Source organism: Cytophagaceae bacterium ABcell3, from assembly GCA_030913385.1.
GTDB lineage: Bacteria > Bacteroidota > Bacteroidia > Cytophagales > Cytophagaceae > ABcell3.
On record CP133159.1, the window covers coordinates 43,163 to 63,206 of the forward strand.

At 40.2% G+C, this 20,044-nt stretch carries 18 protein-coding genes; 12 read left to right on the forward strand and 6 right to left on the reverse strand.

Annotated elements, in window-relative coordinates:
• Positions 1 to 49: 49 nt before the first annotated feature.
• Genes thrC through thrA form a run of 3 tightly spaced genes read right to left on the reverse strand, consistent with a single transcriptional unit; the run spans position 50 to position 4,859 of the window.
• Positions 50 to 1,351, reverse strand: a complete 1,302-nt coding sequence (thrC, locus tag RCC89_00235; protein WMJ71604.1) for a threonine synthase — start codon at positions 1,349 to 1,351, stop codon at positions 50 to 52.
• Positions 1,352 to 1,403: 52 nt separating this feature from the next.
• Positions 1,404 to 2,384: a homoserine kinase gene (locus tag RCC89_00240; GenBank protein WMJ71605.1), complete on the reverse strand. Its 981-nt coding sequence runs from the start codon at positions 2,382 to 2,384 to the stop codon at positions 1,404 to 1,406.
• Positions 2,385 to 2,399: 15 nt separating this feature from the next.
• Positions 2,400 to 4,859, reverse strand: a complete 2,460-nt coding sequence (thrA, locus tag RCC89_00245) for a bifunctional aspartate kinase/homoserine dehydrogenase I (protein WMJ71606.1) — start codon at positions 4,857 to 4,859, stop codon at positions 2,400 to 2,402.
• Positions 4,860 to 5,160: 301 nt separating this feature from the next.
• Here thrA and RCC89_00250 point away from each other — a divergent pair, with 301 nt between their 5' ends.
• Positions 5,161 to 6,363 carry a hypothetical protein gene (locus RCC89_00250; protein WMJ71607.1) on the forward strand — a complete coding sequence of 401 codons (1,203 nt, stop codon included), beginning with the start codon at positions 5,161 to 5,163 and terminating at the stop codon, positions 6,361 to 6,363.
• A gap of 55 nt (positions 6,364 to 6,418) precedes the next feature.
• Here RCC89_00250 and mdh read toward each other — a convergent pair whose 3' ends face one another.
• Positions 6,419 to 7,357: a malate dehydrogenase gene (gene mdh / locus RCC89_00255; GenBank protein ID WMJ71608.1), complete on the reverse strand. Its 939-nt coding sequence runs from the start codon at positions 7,355 to 7,357 to the stop codon at positions 6,419 to 6,421.
• 178 nt (positions 7,358 to 7,535) lie between these two features.
• Here mdh and RCC89_00260 point away from each other — a divergent pair, with 178 nt between their 5' ends.
• Positions 7,536 to 8,432, forward strand: a complete 897-nt coding sequence (locus RCC89_00260; protein WMJ71609.1) for a DUF4846 domain-containing protein — start codon at positions 7,536 to 7,538, stop codon at positions 8,430 to 8,432.
• A gap of 209 nt (positions 8,433 to 8,641) precedes the next feature.
• On the opposite strand, the gene tilS is transcribed toward RCC89_00260, so the two are convergent.
• Complete coding sequence (gene tilS / locus RCC89_00265) at positions 8,642 to 9,961, reverse strand: tRNA lysidine(34) synthetase TilS (GenBank protein ID WMJ71610.1); 1,320 nt, start codon at positions 9,959 to 9,961, stop codon at positions 8,642 to 8,644.
• A gap of 50 nt (positions 9,962 to 10,011) precedes the next feature.
• Between tilS and RCC89_00270 the strand changes: the two genes are divergently transcribed.
• The 9 genes from RCC89_00270 (at position 10,012) to RCC89_00310 (ending at position 18,805) form a co-directional block, all read left to right on the forward strand.
• Positions 10,012 to 11,634: an OstA-like protein gene (locus tag RCC89_00270; protein WMJ71611.1), complete on the forward strand. Its 1,623-nt coding sequence runs from the start codon at positions 10,012 to 10,014 to the stop codon at positions 11,632 to 11,634.
• Positions 11,635 to 11,674: 40 nt separating this feature from the next.
• Entirely contained in the window at positions 11,675 to 12,487 is an 813-nt protein-coding gene (bamD, locus tag RCC89_00275) for an outer membrane protein assembly factor BamD (GenBank protein WMJ71612.1), read from the forward strand.
• A gap of 38 nt (positions 12,488 to 12,525) precedes the next feature.
• Complete coding sequence (locus RCC89_00280) at positions 12,526 to 12,834, forward strand: DNA-directed RNA polymerase subunit omega (protein WMJ71613.1); 309 nt, start codon at positions 12,526 to 12,528, stop codon at positions 12,832 to 12,834.
• Positions 12,835 to 12,839: 5 nt separating this feature from the next.
• Positions 12,840 to 14,039: a bifunctional phosphopantothenoylcysteine decarboxylase/phosphopantothenate--cysteine ligase CoaBC gene (coaBC, locus tag RCC89_00285; protein ID WMJ71614.1), complete on the forward strand. Its 1,200-nt coding sequence runs from the start codon at positions 12,840 to 12,842 to the stop codon at positions 14,037 to 14,039.
• Complete coding sequence (locus RCC89_00290; GenBank protein ID WMJ71615.1) at positions 14,032 to 14,937, forward strand: DUF4835 family protein; 906 nt, start codon at positions 14,032 to 14,034, stop codon at positions 14,935 to 14,937. The genes coaBC and RCC89_00290 overlap by 8 nt, the downstream gene beginning before the upstream one ends.
• A 27-nt stretch (positions 14,938 to 14,964) precedes the next feature.
• The gene (locus RCC89_00295) at positions 14,965 to 15,192 is read left to right on the forward strand and encodes a hypothetical protein (protein WMJ71616.1); all 228 of its coding nucleotides are present in this window, start codon (positions 14,965 to 14,967) and stop codon (positions 15,190 to 15,192) included.
• A complete protein-coding gene (gene recN, locus RCC89_00300) occupies positions 15,176 to 16,861 on the forward strand; it encodes a DNA repair protein RecN (protein ID WMJ71617.1) in 1,686 nt (561 codons plus the stop codon). Before RCC89_00295 ends, recN begins: the two co-directional genes overlap by 17 nt.
• 224 nt (positions 16,862 to 17,085) lie before the next feature.
• Complete coding sequence (locus tag RCC89_00305; protein ID WMJ71618.1) at positions 17,086 to 17,898, forward strand: SDR family oxidoreductase; 813 nt, start codon at positions 17,086 to 17,088, stop codon at positions 17,896 to 17,898.
• A gap of 100 nt (positions 17,899 to 17,998) precedes the next feature.
• Positions 17,999 to 18,805 (forward strand): sugar-binding protein, encoded by an 807-nt coding sequence (locus tag RCC89_00310; GenBank protein WMJ71619.1) that lies wholly within the window; start codon positions 17,999 to 18,001, stop codon positions 18,803 to 18,805.
• 141 nt (positions 18,806 to 18,946) lie between these two features.
• Here the strand turns inward: RCC89_00310 and RCC89_00315 are convergent, their stop codons facing one another.
• Positions 18,947 to 19,402 carry a hypothetical protein gene (locus RCC89_00315; GenBank protein WMJ71620.1) on the reverse strand — a complete coding sequence of 152 codons (456 nt, stop codon included), beginning with the start codon at positions 19,400 to 19,402 and terminating at the stop codon, positions 18,947 to 18,949.
• 123 nt (positions 19,403 to 19,525) lie between these two features.
• On the opposite strand from RCC89_00315, the gene RCC89_00320 reads away from it, so the two are divergent.
• On the forward strand, positions 19,526 to 19,993 hold the full coding sequence (locus tag RCC89_00320) for a DUF2147 domain-containing protein (GenBank protein WMJ71621.1): 468 nt from the start codon (positions 19,526 to 19,528) through the stop codon (positions 19,991 to 19,993).
• Positions 19,994 to 20,044: the final 51 nt, after the last annotated feature.

Genomic DNA, 20,044 nt, shown 5'->3' on the forward strand with positions numbered 1-20,044 from the left:
GGCCCCTATAAATATCATAAAAAAAAGAGAAGCTTTGCTTCTCTTTTTTTTATTTACTGTATAAGTAGTTTTTAAGTCCCTCAAAAGTTGGCTTGAGCGGAATACTTTTCTTTTCCTGTTTTACGGCTTTTTGTAAACTTTCAGGAATCTCTACTTTCTTGTTAATAGTACCTTCTACTATATCTAAAAACTTCGCTGGGTGGGCTGTAGCAAGAAAAACGCCATTAGCATCATCACCAGACTCTTTCAAGTAATCTCTAAGTCCCAAATACCCTACAGCACCATGCGGATCCAATACATATCCATGCTTTTCATACACCTGTGTCATGATATTCCGAGTCTGCTCATCGGTATAGGACTTACCAGTTATTTCAGACCTGATTTTCTCTATATCGTTGCCATAAAGATCAGTCAACCTAAAGAAGTTGCTAGGGTTACCCACATCCATGGCATTTGAAATGGTCATGATAGATTCCCTTGGGCTAAAGTTTCCATCAAAAAGATATTTAGGGACTATGTCATTCACATTGGTAGAGGCTATAAACCTGTGAACAGGAAGTCCCATTCTTTTTGCTATAAGCCCTCCACATAAGTTTCCAAAGTTTCCGCTAGGTACAGAGAAAACCAAAGGTTTGCCTTGCTTCTTTAATTGAGCATAAGCATAAAAATAATAAAAAGACTGTGGTACAAGTCTACTGATATTGATAGAGTTGGCTGAGCTTAGGTTGAAGTCTTTATTAAGCTGCTCATCAAGGAAAGCTTCTTTAACCAAGCGTTGGCAGTCATCAAAAGTACCTTGCACTTCAAGAGCTGTAACATTTTGCCCTAAGGTGGTCAACTGTTTTTCCTGAATCTCGCTTACTTTTCCACTTGGATATAAAATAGTAACTTTAATACCAGGCATTCCCAAGAAGCCTTGAGCGACAGCACTTCCTGTATCTCCTGAGGTAGCTACCAGAATATTTATTTCCTTTTGCTCCTGCTCCAAAAAGAAAGCCATGACCCTTGCCATAAACCTCGCTCCAAAATCCTTGAAAGCAAAAGAAGGACCGTGAAACAGCTCCAGCACATGCATATTGTCATGTATATTTACGACAGGGGCATCAAAAGAGAGCATATCGTAAATAATATCTTTCAAACGATCTTCCGGAATTTCGTCTCCGATCAGTTTACTGCTTACTTGTAAAGCAATCTCCTGAAAAGAAAGTTGGTCAATATTGTTAAAGAATGATTCCGGCAAAGACGGAATAGAATGAGGCATGAACAACCCGTTGTCAGATGGCAATCCTTTAAAAACCGCCTCTTTGAAATCAACCTCCGGGGCTTGATGCCTGGTGCTATATAACCTCATGGTTTAGGAGAACTTTATATTATAGTTAAAACAAAATCGTAATAAATCAGAACTACTCTATGATCAAAGGCCCTTCGTTATTGATCCTGGACACATAAACTTCGCTACCAATCTGCATCCGCTGAAAGGCCCTAGACATTTCCTCCCCTACTGATTTAGCAGTATCTTCATCCTTGCTAAGCGCAAACAGAGATGGTCCTGAGCCAGAGATTCCACAGCCTAATGCTCCAGCCTGCAAGGCACTTTCTTTAACCTCATGATAGCCTGGAATTAAAATAGACCTTACTGGTTCAACAATCACATCCTGCATAGAACGTCCTATAAGGTCATAGTCAGACATGAAAAGTCCAGAAATTAACCCTGCAACATTTCCCCATTGGACTACTGCGTCTTTCATCGGGATTTGTTTGCGTAGAATAGAACGAGCATCTTTGGTCTGAACTTCTATTTGTGGGTGTATAATTGTGCAAAAAAGATTTTCTGGAACAGGAATACGAACCACGTCAAGTGGGTCATAGCTTCTAACCAAAACAAAGCCTCCAAACAAAGCTGGCGCTACATTATCGGCATGGGCAGATCCACATGCTATACGCTCGCCCTCCATTGCAAAAGGCAGCAAATCTTCTTGCTTAAAAGGATTCCCTAGCAGTTGATTGACAGCAAAAACGCCTGCTACAGAACTTGCCGCACTAGAGCCTAAGCCGCTTCCTAAAGGCATTTTTTTATGCAGTTCAATCTCAATGCCCAGATTGTCCTCACCGATGTGCCTAAGAAAATTACTAATAGAAACCCCAACGGTGTTTCTCTCGGGTTCTGTAGGAAGCCTCCCCTCATCGCCGGTAACTTTAGTAATTACCAGGCCCGGTTTGTCGCTTTTCCTCAACACAACCTCATCACCAGGATTGTCTACAGCAAATCCTAACACATCAAAACCACAAACTACATTTGCAACAGTGGCAGATGCAAATACCCTAATACTTTCTTTCATTTTCACCTTACTTCCGGTAGCAGGTGCCGGAGTATTATTATTCATTCCCTATCGGTTCAATTAACCTTTTAAATAATTACTGATACTGATGATCTCAGCAAAAACACCTGCTGCAGTAACTTCTGCACCAGCTCCTGGGCCTTTGATCACCAAAGGACGTTCCATATATCTCTCCGTGGTGAAAGATATCATATTATCACTACCAGACAACGAATAGAATGGATGACTGCTATCAACACTTTCCAGTGCTACAGTGGCTTTTCCGTTCTCAAGTTTAGCTATAAACCTTAGAACTTTGCCTTCTTTTTCTGCCTGATCACGCTTGTCTGAAAATACTTTGTTGTTCTTTTCAAGTTCATCTAAAAAGGCATCAACAGTCTCTGCATTTCTGCACGATTCTGGCAAAATATTTTCAACCTCTACATCTTCAAACTCTAGCGGATAACCAGCCTCTCTTGATAAAATCAAGATCTTTCTGGCCACATCCATACCATTTAAGTCATCGCGAGGGTCAGGTTCTGTAAACCCTTTCTCTTTTGCTTGGCGAACCACATCGCTAAACTGCACGTCACCTTTAAAAGTGTTGAAAATATATGATAAGGTACCAGAAAGTATACCTTCAATTCTGACAATTGTATCACCACTGAACTTAAGGTCTCTAAGCGTATTGATTACTGGAAGACCCGCCCCTACATTGGTTTCGTATAAGAACTTAACGCCATGCCTTTTTTCAGCATTCTGCAATTTTGCATAATCGCTATACAGGCCAGAGTTACCAAGTTTGTTAGGCGTAACCACAGAAATACTCGTAGAAAGCACACTATAGTAATGCTTTACCACTTCACCGCTCGACGTACAGTCTACAAATACACTGTTAGGCAGATTAAGCTCTTGCATTTGTTTCACAAAAGATGCCATATCTGCTTTCACACCATCTTTCTCAAGCTGGTCATTCCAATTCTGAAGGTCAATGCCCGCATCATTGAAAAGCATTTTTCTACTGTTCGAAACAGCAACAATATTGATATTGAGAGACTTCTGTTCTACCAACTCCTGCGCTTGCTTTTGGATCTGGTTTAGGAGTGTCCCCCCAATAAGCCCTACCCCTGCCACATATAAGTTAAGGGACTTAATGTCAGACAAGAAGAAAGCTTCATGTAGTGAGTTAAGCGCCTTCGAAAGGTCTACTTTATTAATTACCACAGATAGGTTAAACTCCGAAGATCCTTGAGCGATAGCCGCTACATTGATCCCGTTTTTCCCAAGTGCTGTAAAAAGCTTGCCGGAAATACCAGGCGTATTCCTCATATTCTCCCCTATAATGGCCAAAATTGACAAGCCATTCTCCACTTTCACACGGTCAATTTTGCTGATAGAAATAGCATAGGCAAATTCTTCTTCAAGCGCATCTTTAGCTTTTTCAGCATCAGCAGGATCTACTGCCAGGCAGATGGAATATTCAGAAGAAGCTTGAGTAATCATAATTACGTTAACTTCTTTTGCAGCCAAAGCCCCAAAAATACGGGCAGAAATGCCAGGTACACCTACCATGCCGCTACCTTGCAGGGTAACCAAAGAAATATTGTCTATAGAAGATATACCTTTGATAATATAGTTAGAGGAATCAGTTTTTTCACTGATCTTTGTGCCAGGAAATTCTGGGTTAAAGGTATTCCTTATACGAATAGGTATTCTTTTGTTAAAAGCAGGTTGCAATGTCGGAGGGTATATCACTTTAGCCCCGAAATGCGACATTTCCATAGCTTCTACATAAGAAATGGCCGGCAGGGAAAATGCCCGCTTGACCGTTCTCGGATCGGCAGTCATGACACCGTCTACATCAGTCCAGATTTCAATCTCTTCTGCGCCTAGTGCTGCTCCTATGACCGAAGCTGTATAATCCGAACCTCCACGTCCTAAAGTAGTAGTTTCGTTCTTTTCGGTAGAACTGATAAAACCGGTTATGATCTGCACCTTCGACTTATTGCTAAAATAGGCCTTGATGTTTTTATCGGTAACAGAAAAGTCAATTTTAGCACCGCCAAAAGTATGGTCTGTTTTTATAAGCTCCCTTGCATCTACATATTCACAAGGAATACCACTTTGGTTAACAAACTCAGAAATAATATAAGCAGAAAGTCTTTCCCCAAAACTGAGCGCGAGATCTAATGTCCTTGGAGAACGTTCCTTTAAAAGGAAAACCCCATGAAGAAGATCTTCCAACTCATTGATGATCATTTTAATATGAGCTACTACATGGCTCTGGTTCTTTACATCAATAAGTTCTTTTACTACAGCTAAGTGCTTATTTTCTACCTCCTTCAGAATCTGCAGGTAGCTTTCATTACTTTCAGAAGCTTTCTGACTTAATTCTACAAGTTGGTTTGTAATACCTGACATAGCAGAAAAGACAACTGCTATTTCAGTTTTAGACTTATTATAACCCTTCAGTATCTCTACAACCTGTCGTATGTTTTCTGGTGATCCGACTGAAGTACCGCCAAACTTTAGAACCTTCATAATACGTGAATTCTCATTTAAACTTTAAAGTTGATAATATTTTGGTAATTATCATACTTTTTACAAGGTATAATTCGACTGCAAAATTACATTATTATGCCGTACCATCATCAAAAAATTAGGAAAACTGTGATAAAATCTACTATCGCCACTCCTCCGATACCGAAAAATCAGGTTTCCAGCACCACAAGCTTACCTTTTAATACACCAAAAAAGTTCTCCCTTTTTCTCAACATTCACTTCTAAAGTACTGTTATTTAAACAAGAGGGTTGAATGTGAAGAGGAAAAGAAGGGTTGATTATGAGGGAGAAGGCTACATTATGCTGGAATTGTGCATTATTATTGGCATTTATATTTTTAACAGGTTGCGCACAGAAGCCTGAGACTATAGTCGAAAAATATCTAGAATATACTTTCCTGGACGATAATGGAGAAGAGGCTTATAAGCTGTTGAGTTCAGAAGACCAGTTTTATGAAGCAGAGGAAGTTTTTACCAGCAAGCTCAGAAAGGAGAATATGCTAAACAAAAAAATTCTCCAAAAAAACGCCTCCAGCTTTAAGTATGAAATTATTGACAGTAAAACAAGCGGCGACACTACCCAAGTCAGGGTAAGGCTAACGCGTCCTAATGCTGAAGAAATTCTAAGCAATATACTTAGTCATGCCATGGTTACCGCCCTGTCTCCCGATGAAGAAGACGGGAAAATAGAGCACGCAACCAAGAAGTTTAATGAATTGCTTCATGACAATGCTGTAGAGTCTGAAATTGAGGAAAAGGAGTTTACGGTTATCAAAGAAAATAATAAATATAGACTCTACTTAAACTTAGGGCGCCCCTATAAACTTGAAAAAATAAAGCAGCAAGTGAAAGAGCTTAAAAAAGCTGCCGCTGACCATGAAAAACGCTTAGACTTTTCAAGGGCACTGGACAATTATAACCAGATCAAAACCTTGGACGCTGATAAAGAAGCATTAAAAAGGATTACAAACATAAGAAACATAAAGGAAAACACCGTTGAGCTAGGTAAATCCAGAAAATTTGGGCATTTGGAGTTCACACCAGAGAAAATAGAGTTAAGAACCATTAACCTGATGCGGATGAATTGGCATTTGGGACGACCAGTACAAGAAAAATCTAACTCTGAATACCTGGTACTAACTTTCAAGGCGACCAATACATCACAAGACCAGAAGTTTTGCTACGGCGAGAAAGACAAATATTACAGAGAAAATGTGGTCAGGGACAATATTGGAAATGTTTTAAATGAAATTGGCCCATCGTATGACATTTATCGGGTGGAGGATAATGACTTTAAAAAACTAGGCCCGGGAGAATCTGCCACTTATACAGTCGTATGTGAAAGTCCGGTAGATGTAGCGGAAGATTATCTATGGGAGATTGAGCTTTATACAGACAACCAAAAAAATAAACAAAAGGCCTATATAAGGTTCTCAAAAGAAGACATCAATGGGCAAGAAGGGGTGCAGTTGGCAAATAAATAAAAAAAGGAACGCATTACACGTTCCTTTTCTTCTTCTTCTTTAACAGTTAAAAAAATTAGGCTTTGGCAGGCATATTGTCAAGCACACTCATTACTTCTTTAACATGTTTCTTAGAAACCTGAAGAAGCTCCATTTCTTCATCGTTAAGCTGAAGCTCTATTACTTTTTCAACGCCGTTTTTACCAAGTACCACAGGTACTCCAAGGTAACAGTCGCTGATACCATACTCACCTTCTAACTTGATGCAGCAAGGTAAAATTCTTCTTTGGTCTTTAACGATAGCTTCTACCATTTGAGCTGCTGCAGAACCAGGAGCATACCAAGCAGAAGTACCCATTAGTTTAACCAATTCCCCACCACCATTTTTAGTCCTATCAATGATAGCGTCAAGTTTATCTTTAGCAACAAGTTCAGTTACAGGAATACCGCCTACAGTTGTGTATCTAGGAAGTGGAACCATTGTATCACCATGGCCACCTAATAGCATACCTTGAATTTCTTTTGGAGAACAGTCAATTTCGCTAGCAAGAAACGCTCTGTAACGAGCAGTATCAAGGATACCTGCCATACCAATCACCTTTTCTCTAGGCATTTTGCTAGCAAGGTGGGCACAGTATGTCATTACGTCAAGTGGGTTAGACACCACTACAATAATGCAGTTAGGAGAATATTTCATGATGTTTTCCGTAACCGACTTCACAATACCGGCATTGGTACTGATCAAGTCATCACGGGTCATACCAGGCTTTCTAGGAAGACCAGAAGTAATTACCACAACATCAGAATCTGCAGTTTTAGAGTAGTCATTTGTAACCCCTATTGTACGGGTGTCGTACTGGTTAACAGGAGCTTTTTGCCACATATCAAGGGCTTTTCCTTCTGCTACGCCTTCTTTGATATCAAGAAGTACAACTTCGTTAACTATTTCTCTGTAGGCAAGAACATCTGCACAGGTTGCACCAACATTACCTGCTCCAACAACTGTTACTTTCATATTTATCGGAATTTTAGGTGAGTTAAATTATCTTATTAAAAAATATTTATTTTGAATTCACACAAATTTATTATTTTGATGCTAACAATAAAATTTTTTAAATAAATAATTGAATCCTGTCAACCTGAGCCGGCCAGAAAACCAGACACAGGTATTTTTACTATCAGTAAATACAACTATGAAATTCAGCATTAAACACAGGTTAACCTCCCTGTTCACATTAGCATTATTTGTTTGTTGTTCATCAAACCCGGACAATTATACCCAAAGAGCCAAAGCAGCTACCAATACCTCTTTGAAAGAAAAAAGCAAAACCGACTTCACGACTGATACCTCGGGCATAACCATTGACAAAAGATATAAGCTCAACCATCCATGGCAAAGGACTTCTGCCGAAGCAGGCAGCTTTGCTGCTTTTTTGAGACAGCTTCCTTTAAAACCATACGGAAGCCCTGTATTATATTTCAATGGAAAAGAGAAGCAGACTCCCGGGGTGTATGATTCTGTACTTGACTTAGATATAGGCAATAAAGATCTCCAGCAATGTGCAGATGCAATCATTAGGCTAAGGGCAGATTACCTTTTTGAAAATGCGAGGTACGAGGATATTCATTTTAATCTAACCAATGGCTTTAAAGTTGAGTATAACAGATGGCGAAAAGGTGAAAGGGTAATGGTAAATGGAAACAAAACCTGGTGGGAACCTAAGACTATCCCTTCCGAAAATTACTACCCAAGCTACCTGGAGTTTGTTTTTATGTATGCCGGCACGCTTTCTTTATCAAAAGAACTGAGACCTGTATCAATAAAAGATATCCAAATGGGCGATGTCTTCATCCAAGGAGGAAGTCCAGGCCATGCTGTTATCGTTATGGATACTGCCATTAACACGGAAAGTGGGGAGAAAATTTTCTTATTGGCACAAAGCTATATGCCAGCGCAAGACATTCAAATTTTGCATAATCCATCTTCACCGGAACGCTCACCTTGGTATGCCGTGGATTTCGGCGAAGAGTTGACCACCCCAGAATGGACATTTAAAAAAACGGACTTGAAACGGTTTCCTAAAGAATAAGAAATAAGGTGAAGGTTATTATAGGTTACCCATTTAGGTATCTTATATTTTATTAGCTCACATAGGCTCGTTTAGTTACTTTTTGCCTCGCCGGTAGGGCCGCATATAAGTAAAAAAGCTTCATATTTAATAGAGACTTAAATGGGTTATCTAATTAAGTGTTCCACGCTTGAGAAGGTGCTCTTAGATACTTGACTTTATCTAAGGCATTACAAACTTGCCACCTTTATTCTTACTACCTTTTTAGTATTTCCTGTTATCTTAAAACGGTCATCCATTCTCATGCCTACTACCCAAACTATGTTTTCTCCAGAAGTAAGCACCAGCACTTTCTCCTTGTCCAGCAAAGAAAGCTTTCGGTCTATGAGAAAATCACTTAACTTTTTAAACCCATTCATGCCCAATGGTTTAAACTTGTCCCCTTCTTTCCAATGGCGAATATGTAAAGGAAAAGAAAGCTTATCATAATCTGCCAGACATACTTCAGGGTCTGGCTCAATTTTCCAATGATCTAATATTGCTGTTTGAAAAACCTTCCCCTCCATTTCAACATCATTTCCAGGGGCATGAACTGTGACCTCAGAAGTTTGCTTGGCTGCCAATGGAGCGATCTGCAACCCTCCCCTACTGGTCACAAGCTTATGAGAATCCGAAAGAAACACCTTTCCACTTTCCTTATAAACTAAAAATATATTTTTGGCATCTGTATACGAAAAGTTGTAAGGCTCTAAGATACTTGCCAACAAAGTAGCCCCTTCCGTTTCCTTCGAAAGGACACTCATATCAACATAAAGCATTTCTCCTTCCGTTCGGACTGCTTTACGAACCAGTTCGTCAACTTTTGCTTTATAAATACGCTCTATTGCAGACACCTTTTCAACAGTTTGCTGCATAGCGTCTTCAAACTGAGGATTTAAATGCTTAAACAAAGGTATCATTTTGTGCCTCACTAAGTTCCTTGCGTACTTTGTAGATTTGTTGGAGCTATCTTCTCTCCAATCCAGCGTTTTCTGAGCAGCGTACTTTTCTATATCCGTTCTTCCAGCAAAAAGCAACGGACGGATTATATTTTTAACCTTTGGGGCTATGCCATGCAAACCAGCGATTCCTGTCCCTCTAGCCAAGTTCAAAAGCACAGTCTCTACGGTATCCGATTTATGGTGCGCCACAGCCACATAGTCATACCCTTCAGCCATTCTTAGTTCTTCAAACCACTGGTACCTGATATCTCTCGCAGCCATTTGAATAGAAATTTTTTCCTGCGACGCAATTTTTTGGGTATCAAAAGTTTTCAAGAAAAAAGGCACCCCCAGCCGTTCTGCCAAACCCCTCACAAACAGTTCATCCTCCTCAGATTCAGCACCTCTCAATTGAAAATTACAATGGGCAATAGCAACTTTAAACCCTGCGTTATACAATAAATCGACAAGGACTACTGAGTCAATGCCACCACTTACTGCAACAATTACAGATTGATGCAATCTTATTAGATCTTTTTGTGTTATATAGCGAAGAAAACAGTCTAACATGCCGAAAGATAGGTTTTTTGACTAAGTTTGCATACAAAGATTGTAATTTGATGAAATTATACTTTAAAATTCTTTTTTGCTTTTCAGCAACCTTTTTTCTGCTACAGGATGTGTACGCTCAAAAAGGGGACAAAATCGAGCTTATCCAGGCCGAAGAGCTTGAAGGTATTGAGATAGATGGACTGCCCGTGAGGAAGCTCCGCGGCAATGTCATTTTCAAGCAAGACGACGTACTTATGTACTGTGACTCTGCCTATCAATACACAAAAAGAAACTCCATTGACGCATTTGGAAATGTGCGTATCAACCAAAGAGACACTGTCCAGTTAACAGGCGACAAGCTTTTCTATGACGGAAATACCAGGAAAGCCCGTGTGCGGGACAATGTTACCCTGCGCGACCCCCAAATGACTTTGACTACAGACAAGCTTGACTATGACCTGAACACCAAAATCGCCTACTATATGGAAGGCGGGCATATTGTGGATGGACCAACAACATTAAAAAGTAAAAAAGGCCATTACAATACCAATACAAAGCTGTTCCGCTTTAGGGACGATGTAGTGGTAAACAACCCTGAAGAAAATTTCGTCCTGGAATCAGACACCCTGCACTATAGCACTGCAACAAAAATTGCGACCTTCTTTGGGCCGTCAACCATAACCTCAGACGATGGGACTATTTTCGCACACGAAGGGACATACAACACGATTACGGCCGAATATGACTTTGCCAAACAAGCAGAGGTAAAAACTGAAGAATATACCATTTTAGGAGATAAAATCCACCATGATGAAAAAGCAGACGTCACCATTATCAATGGTAATGTAAAGCTGCAATCTCCTAATGACAGTATTATCATCGAATCTGACCATGCCCGACACTGGGGCAAACAGGGTTTGGCTAAAGTATACGGCAATGTATTGCTCAAGCAGTATTCAGAAAAAGACACTTTGTTCCTAACTGCCGACACGTTGATTTCCATCGACAAAAAAGACAACCCCGATAAAAAGCTAATTGCGTACCCGAAGTCAAAAATTTGGAGATCGGACTTACAGACCAAAGCTGATTCTTTAGTGTACGATTTTGCCGACTCTATCATTTACTTCTATAATGACCCAGTACTCTGGAGTGAGAAAAACCAGATTTCGGGCGACTCTATTCGTTTGCTAATGGTAAACAATAACCCAGACAAAATGTATGTCAACAATAACTCTTTTATTGTTTCTCAAGACACGATAGAGAACTTTAACCAGATAAAAGGGCGAAACATGACCGCTTTTTTTGTTGACAAAAAGGTGAACAAAGTGCTGGTAAACGGAAATGCAGAAAGCATATACTATGCAATAGAAGAAGAAAAGAATAAAACCACAGGCATGAACAAATCCCTTTGTAGCGATATGCGAATCATGTTCAATTCAGATAATAAACTACATACGATTTCGTTCCTTGCCAACCCTAATGCCTCTTTTATACCTCCACACGAGATTAAGGAACCAGAGACAAGGCTCAAAGGTTTTAAGTGGAGAAAAGAAGAGCGGCCAAGCAGAGAAGAAGTGGTAGGCGTACGAATACAGCAAAACCAGGTAGTATTTGTACCGGCCCCAAGTCCTGTTTCAGACAAGGATGCAGGGGGTATAGATCAGGTAAAAGCTATAGAGGTACTTGAATAAAAAAGAAATAAATTTTATATATTTGCAAGCTATGCACAAAATGCGTTTTAACATATCACTATTTACTCTGTTCACTGTCCTGCTCATGTCTTGTAGCCAGTTTGACAAAATACAAAGAAGTGATAATCTGGATGAGAAACTAGATGCAGCGTATGCTTATTATGATAAGGCAGAATATCATAAAGCTAGTCTTCTGTTCGAAGACTTAGTACCATTGTTAAAAGGTCGTTCTGAGTCTGAAACAGCCCTGCTTTATCAGGCAAAATGCCACTTTAACCAGAAGCAGTACATTATGAGTGCCTATTATCTAAAAGATTTTATAGACACTTATCCGAGAAGCGAGCACATAGAAGAAGTTCGGTTTTTATATGCAAAATCGCTTTTCAATGATTCTCCAGACTATAACCTGGATCAAACAAACTCTACTTCTGCCCTAAAAGCCATCCAAACCTTTGCTAACAGGCACCCTGATAGCGAACACATGGAAGAAATAAATTCAATGGCCGATGCCCTAAATGCAAAACTAGAGCATAAGGCTTATGAAAATGCAAAAATATTTTATAACCTTGGCGGCTATAATAACATCAACTATAAATCCGCCATTGTATCTTTCGACTCTTTTTTGGAGTCGTACCCTGATTCAGAGTTTAGTGAAGAAATCACCTATCTGAAAATTGACGCCCAATACAACCTTGCCAAATCAAGTGTAGTAAATAAGCAAAAGGAAAGGTACCACAGTGCTATTGAGTACTATCAGGACTTTATAGACAAGTATCCAGAAAGCAAATACAGAAAGGCGGCAGAAACTATTTATGAAAGCTGCATAAGCAGACTGGAAAAAGATAACTTATAAGAATTAATACTGTTTTAAATATAAAACCTACATAAACTATGGCTGTATCATCAATAATCACAAGAGATATTGATAAACTTTCTGAACCGACAGGAAATGTATATGAGTCTTTGGCTATCATTTCTAAGAGGGCAAGACAGGTTTCAACAAAAATGAAAGAAGAACTAAGCAACAAACTTGCTGACTTTGCTTCTACTGTTGACAACCTAGAGGAAGTGTTCGAGAACAAAGAGCAAATAGAAATTTCAAAGTTTTATGAAAGAATGCCTAAGCCAACGACCGTTGCGCTTGAAGAGTTTGCAGAAGGCAAAGTAATGTTCAGAAAACCGGATGAAGAACAAGAGTAGGTAATATGCTTACTGGCAAAAAAATACTCATTGGCGTGTGCGGAAGCATAGCGGCATACAAATCCGCACACCTGATCAGATTATTTATAAAAGAAGGAGCAGAAGTAAGGGTTGTCATGACCGCTTCTGCTTCTTCATTTATTACCCCGCTTACTTTATCAACTTTATCAAAGCACCAAGTTTATACGGACTTTGAAAACGGGTCATCTGGCGTTTGGAACAACCATGTAGACTTAGGCCTTTGGGCTGACGCTTTTATTATAGCCCCGGCAAGTGCCAACACCTTAGGAAAAATGGCCAATGGCCTATGCGACAACTTCCTAACGGCCGTTTATCTTTCTGCAAGGTGTCCAGTATTTTTTGCCCCTGCCATGGACCTAGACATGCACCAACACCCCGCTGTTGTCAGTGCAATAAGCAAACTAAAAGGCTTTGGAAACCATCTGATAGAGGCAGAGTCGGGCGAGCTGGCCAGTGGCCTTTACGGAACTGGCCGAATGGCAGAGCCAGAAAATATATTATCGCAAATACATCGTTTCTTTTCTAGTGGAAGGCTGAAAAACAAAAAGGTGCTAATCACCGCTGGCCCTACTAGAGAACCCTTAGACCCTGTGCGTTATATCACCAATCACTCCTCAGGGAAAATGGGCTATGCCCTGGCAAAATCTTTTGCAGCAGAAGGCGCAGAGGTAACAGTGGTATGTGGGCCAATACAAGAAAAGCCAGACACTTCTAACATAAAAACCGTTGACGTAACCACAGCAGTAGAGATGCACAAAGCGGTTATGGACATTTTCGAAAAGCAAGATATTTTAATTTTTGCTGCCGCCGTTGCCGACTATACACCTGCCGCCCCTTCGGACACTAAAATTAAGAAGAACGAAGACACCTTTGCCTTACACCTCAAAAAAAACCCAGATATTGCAGCAGAGGCAGGCAAAAAGAAACGACTAGGACAGTTTTTGGCAGGATTTGCACTGGAAACAAATAACGAAAAAGAGAATGCCCTGAAGAAGCTTAAAAACAAAAACCTCGACATGATCATTCTCAACTCCCTTAAAGATGAAGGCGCCGGCTTTGGGCATGAAACAAACAAAATTTCCATACTGGAAAAAGACAATAATTTTACGTCCTTTGAGTTAAAAAGTAAGGAAGAGGTGGCTAAAGATATTAAAGAGTTAGTGATCAAAAAAATCCATGTCTAGGATACTACCAATATTAATTACTTTTATTGTCCTGGGCTTTACTACAAAAGCCCAAGAGTTCGAAAGTCAGATTGAGATAAATGCTGAAAAACTCGAACTCTCTGACAAATCTATTGTCGAAGACTTGAAGCGTTCACTCTCCGACTTTATGGGAAGGCAGTGGACTGACGACGAGTTTAACACAGAAGAGCGTATCAAGGCCAACTTTATGATCACTATTATGGAGGGCACTGGTAACGCCAGTAAGCTAGATATAAAAAAAGCGAACCTACAGGTGCAGTTTTCAAGGCCGGTTTACAACAGCTCTTACGAAACGGTGATGTTTAACTTCCTTGACCAAGGGGTTTCTTTTCAGTACCAACAAGGCCAGCCATTTAACTTTAACGAAAACTCATTTATGGACAACCTGTCCAGTATTATGGGTTTTTATGCTTTTATCATACTCGGCATGGACTATGACAGCTTTTCAGAGCTAGGCGGCACCAAGTATTTTGAAACTGCCAGAAACATCGCAGGCGCTGCCCAATCGTCCAGTGCTTCTGGATGGGGGCAAGGTGAACAAAATGGTAGGTTCTGGCTGGAAGAAAATATCAATAGCCAAGTAATGATCCCTTTCAGAGAAGCCATGTACGTGTACCACCGCAAAGGGCTGGACACATTCTATAAAGATGTGGAAGAAGGGAGAAAAATCATTATGGAAGCATTCGAAGAAATTATACAGGTTAATAAAAACAAACCTAACACGCTACTAATGAAAAACTTTTTCCTGGCCAAAAACAGTGAACTGATTCAAATGTTCTCTGAAGCCCCACAGGAAGAGAAAAATAAAATAGTTCCTATCTTTAAACAGCTTGACCCATTGAACGCTGAAAAATATGACCGGATTCTCCGCAATTAATTTTCAGTAAATTTCTTAAATTTGGCAATGGGCAAAAGACTCACCAGAATCAAGGCTTCTGAACTGGTTCAGAAAAGCAGTGAAGTAATAAACAAAGAATGTGATATTGTATGCTATGGAAACAGAACATTCCATGGCATAATCACTGATCTTAATAGCCATGTTCTGTATTTTAAAAACATGTTTCAGAAACAATCAGAGATTAAGCTGGAACATATTGAAGAAATAATTCTGGACAATGAATCCGCTTGGTAAAATCGCTATGTTAAAAAACCTGCAGATCAAAAACTATACTTTAATTAACCACCTTGAAATCAATCCTTCAAGAGGGCTTAATATAATAACTGGTGAAACGGGAGCTGGTAAATCTATCATGCTCGGAGCCATTGGATTACTTACAGGAAACCGTGCCGACACCAAATGCCTGCTCAATGAAAAAGAAAAATGTGTAATAGAAGCAGTTTTTGACATTTCTGAATATCACTTACAGGCATTTTTTGAAGAAGAAGACCTTGACTATGATCCGCAGTGCATTATCAGAAGAGAAATCAGCCCAAGCAACAAATCCAGGGCTTTTGTAAATGATACGCCGGTCACCCTAGACATTCTCAAAAAACTAGGAGGCAAGCTTATCGATATACACTCGCAGCATGAAACCCTCTTGCTCGGCAGCAGCAGCTTTCAGCTAAACATCCTAGACACATGCGCCGGCAACCAGGACATGCTAAAATCTTACACTTCAAGCTATAAAAAATGGTCAGCAAAAAAAGACCGGCTACAAAAGCTTGAAACACTGCTCAGAGAAAATATTCGGGAGCAAGAGTTTAACACGTTTCTTTACAACGAGCTTTCAGAAGCCACGCTGGTAGACGGAGAGCAGGAAAAGCTGGAAGAGGAACTGCAGCTATTAGAAAACGCGGAAGAAATAAAAACGCGTCTCCAAGAAACCAAATACCTACTTGAAGACAGTGAAACAGCCATAGTCCCCAACCTAGGCGTGGGGATGAAAAACTTGGAATCGCTGGCCTCGTTCTCGCCTGCGTATGAAGAGCTGCAAAAAAGAATAGAAGGGTGCTGGCATGAACTGAAAGATATTTCAGAAGAAATTTCCGGCCTCGAAGAAAAGGTAGAAACAGGTGCCGAAAGGACAGAAATTGTAAGAGAACGTCTGAACAAGATCTTTACCCTACAGAAAAAACATGCCGTACGCACAGTGGCAGAACTTCTGGAGATTGAGCAACAGTTGGCGCAAAAACTGGAAGAAAGCTCCGGTTATAGCGAAGAAGTGGAACAGTTGAAAAAAGAACTCGCCACAGATCATAAAGACCTGAAAAAGCAAGCCACTGCGCTTACACAAAGTCGTAATAAGGTTGTTCAGCCACTCTGCAAAGAGCTTAAAGAATTATTGGCAGAAGTCGGTATCAAAGACGCTACCATTCAAATAGACAATATTCCGCTGGACGAGCCAGGGCCAACAGGTGCAGACCAAATAAAATTTTTGTTCAGCGCTAACAAAGGAATCAAAGCCCAAGACCTCAAAAATGCAGCATCAGGTGGGGAATTTTCGAGACTTATGCTATGCTTGAAGTATATACTTGCCGGAAAAACAGCATTGCCTACCATTATTTTTGATGAAATTGACACAGGTATCTCTGGCGAAGTAGCCATTAAAGTTGGGAAGATCATGAACCAAATGGCAAAAGGACACCAGGTAATTGCTATTTCTCACCTTCCGCAAATTGCTGCCATGGGGCAAAAACACTATTTTGTTTATAAGGACAATACATCAGACAAGACCTTCAGCAACATTAAGGAGCTGAAAGACAAAGACAGGGAACACGAAATAGCACGAATGATTGGCGGTGACAACCCTTCAGAGACTGCTGTCAAAAACGCCAGGGAACTGTTAGATTTTACCACCTGATAAGTTAGCTGTAGACTTATTGCGAGGCTATATGGGTTTCTGATCACAACTTTTTGGCAAGCGCTACTGGCAATCTTGGGCTTGTTCGACAGAAAAATTAGCAAGTACAAAGCTATTTGTGGATAACACATTATACTTTATAATTCTTTTTGTAGTACATTTGTCATATCAAATATACTTTTTCAGTGTTTCCGGGCCTTACCGGAAGATAAATGTTGAGAGAAATGGCTTATAATCTTTTAAAAGGAAAAAAAGGAATCATTTTCGGAGCACTAGATGAAAACTCCATTGCTTGGAAGGTTGCGCTCAGAGCAAAAGAAGAAGGTGCAGAGTTTACACTTACCAATGCCCCAATTGCCATGAGAATGGGTGAAATCAACAAACTGGCTGAACAGTGCAACGCTACTGTTATTCCTGCCGATGCAACTTCTATAGAAGACCTTGAAAACCTTTACGACAAATCAATGGAGGCTTTAGGTGGCAAAATTGATTTTGTATTGCATTCTATAGGCATGAGCCCCAACGTAAGAAAGGGCAAAGAATACGGCGACCTGAACTACGAATGGTTTTTAAAAACATTAGATATTTCAGGCCTTTCTTTTCATAAAGTACTACAAGTAGCAGAAAAAAAGGATGCTCTAAATGAATATGCGTCAGTAGTGGCATTAAGCTATATAGCAGCGCAGCGCTCTTTCCCTGACTATTCGGACATGGCGCAAGCAAAAGCTGTATTGGAATCTATTGCCAGAAGCTATGGATACAAATTAGGAAAAAGCAAAAAAGTAAGGGTAAACACCATTTCCCAATCTCCTACCGTAACCACTGCCGGTAAGGGTATCAGCGGATTCAATACATTTATTGATTATGCAGAAATGATGTCTCCACTTGGAAATGCAAGCGCACAGGAGTGTGCAGATTATGTCATTTCTATGTTCTCTGACTTGACTAGAAAAGTTACCATGCAAAACCTCTTCCACGATGGAGGCTTCTCTTGCACAGGTATTACAGAAGCACTTATTGAAAGGTTAGAAAAATAGTTTTTCAAAAAACCTTTTAAACAAAATATTACGTTAACAGTTTACCGAACGAGGTTGTCGCATTTTTGACAGCTTCGTTTTTTTTATTTAAATTAGTAAGATGATAAAGAAACTATTACCCTTGGCTATGCTGCTTGCTTTTGGTTGTGGCAGCCCATCTGAAGAAACCACCAGCAACAACGAAAGCTCAACAGAAGACGCAGAAAAGAATACAATTCCCGCTGCTTATTATGAAAATGGCGACTATGCAGCATTAAGGGCCAGCAAAGATCCAGTAATTGACGGCTATGGCAATGAAGAGGATTGGGACCTTGTGCCTTGGAAAACTATGGACCACGTATGGCTCGGCGAAGAACCTTCACCCGAAGACCTAAGCGGCCGATATAAAATGCTCTGGACAGATTCAAGGCTGTACTTCTTGGTAGAAATTACCGACGATAGCTTATCAAACCAAAGAGAGGACCCATTTGACGACTGGTGGGAAGATGATTGCTTAGAATTGTTTATCGACGAAGACCACTCTGGCGGAAACCATCAGTTTAACCACAGTGCTTTTGCTTATCATATTACCCTAGATTATGACGTAGTAGATTTAGGCCCTGACGAAAAACCACACCTTTACAATGACCATCTTGAAGTAAAAAGAACCAAAGATGGCAATGTGTATACTTGGGAGGTAGGCATGAAAGTGTTTGATGATACTTTTGAAGACGATGGCGATAATACGCCTGTTAAACTGCATGCCGGCAAAAAAATGGGCTATGCTGTATCATACAATGACAATGATGGAAACTTTGAACGTGAGAACTTCTTAGGTTCAGTGTACATAGAAGGTGAGGGTGAAGAACGTAATAAAGGTTGGATAGATGCAGGTGTTTTTGGTACGCTGAGGCTGCTTGAACAATAAAAATATTTACCTCTATAGCAAAAGGCTTTACCTTAAATCTGGTAAAGCCTTTTTTTATGCCTACAAACTAGCTGTTATTAACTCTAATAGCCTCCTGGTCTTTTTCTTACTGCAAACTTCCAGCCTGATTGACTTCTCCCATTAAGATTTCCCTCCAGAAGGCTTTGGGTTGTGGGATTTCTTTAAAGGTTCTTTTTGTACCTGGGCCTTTGACTCGCTATGCCTCCCCCCTTTTATAGGCTCCCGTTGCGGCCTTGCAGAATTGTCACGACTACCGCCTTCTGATTCTGGCTCGCCTATTTTAGTAGTGACTACCTTGTCAGACAAAGAAGAAACTTCTGCGCGTTCCACTGGAATTTTACCTTCTGAACCAGATTTTACTTGTGCACTAACTTCTGGACTAGAGGCGGCTTTATTAGCCGGTTTTTCCCTACCCGAAATATCACGCTGTTCATTCGGTTTAGTACCATTTACCTTTTCTTTAACCCGCTCAGCCATCCCACTGGCCTTTGCGGTCATCTGTGAAGTAGTCTCAGAAACCTTCTCCATGATATCCTTAATAGTAGACTTCCCCTCCGGTGATTGTTTAGATGCCATAATTGTAATATTTAGTTCTACCATCCCTTAAAAATCAACATTATGTATAAAAGATACGTTCGGGGAGGAACCTGCAGCATCTAAATAGGCGTTGTAACATGTAATTCAAAACATTCAGAAATAATGAAAAATTTCATAAAACCAATATTAGCGTTTGCCGCCATACTACTCATAAGCTTAGAAGTATCAGCCGCGCCTACCGCCAAATCTCCCGAAGACGTCATAGGTCTGTGGAAAACCTCCTCTGGCGACGGCATAGTGGAAACCTATAAAGAAAATGACAAGTTCTTTGGTAAAATTGTCTGGATTAAAGAACCTAAAGATAAAAACGGCAACCCTAAAACTGACCTGAAAAACCCTAATCAAAAACTTCAAAAAGAACCTATTGTAGGCCTGGTAAACCTCAAGGATTTCAAGTTCAACAGTAATGGGAAATGGGAAGATGGAAAAATTTACGACCCGTCCAACGGCAAAGAGTACAGTTGCGAAATGAAGCTCTCTGACGAGGAAACGCTCGAAGTTAGAGGTTATATGGGCTTTACCTGGATTGGCCGTACGGAAGTTTGGAAAAAACAAACACAGCTCCCATAGGCAAGGCATTTGAAAAATTGCTGTATATTTGAGACTTCTATTTCTTAAATA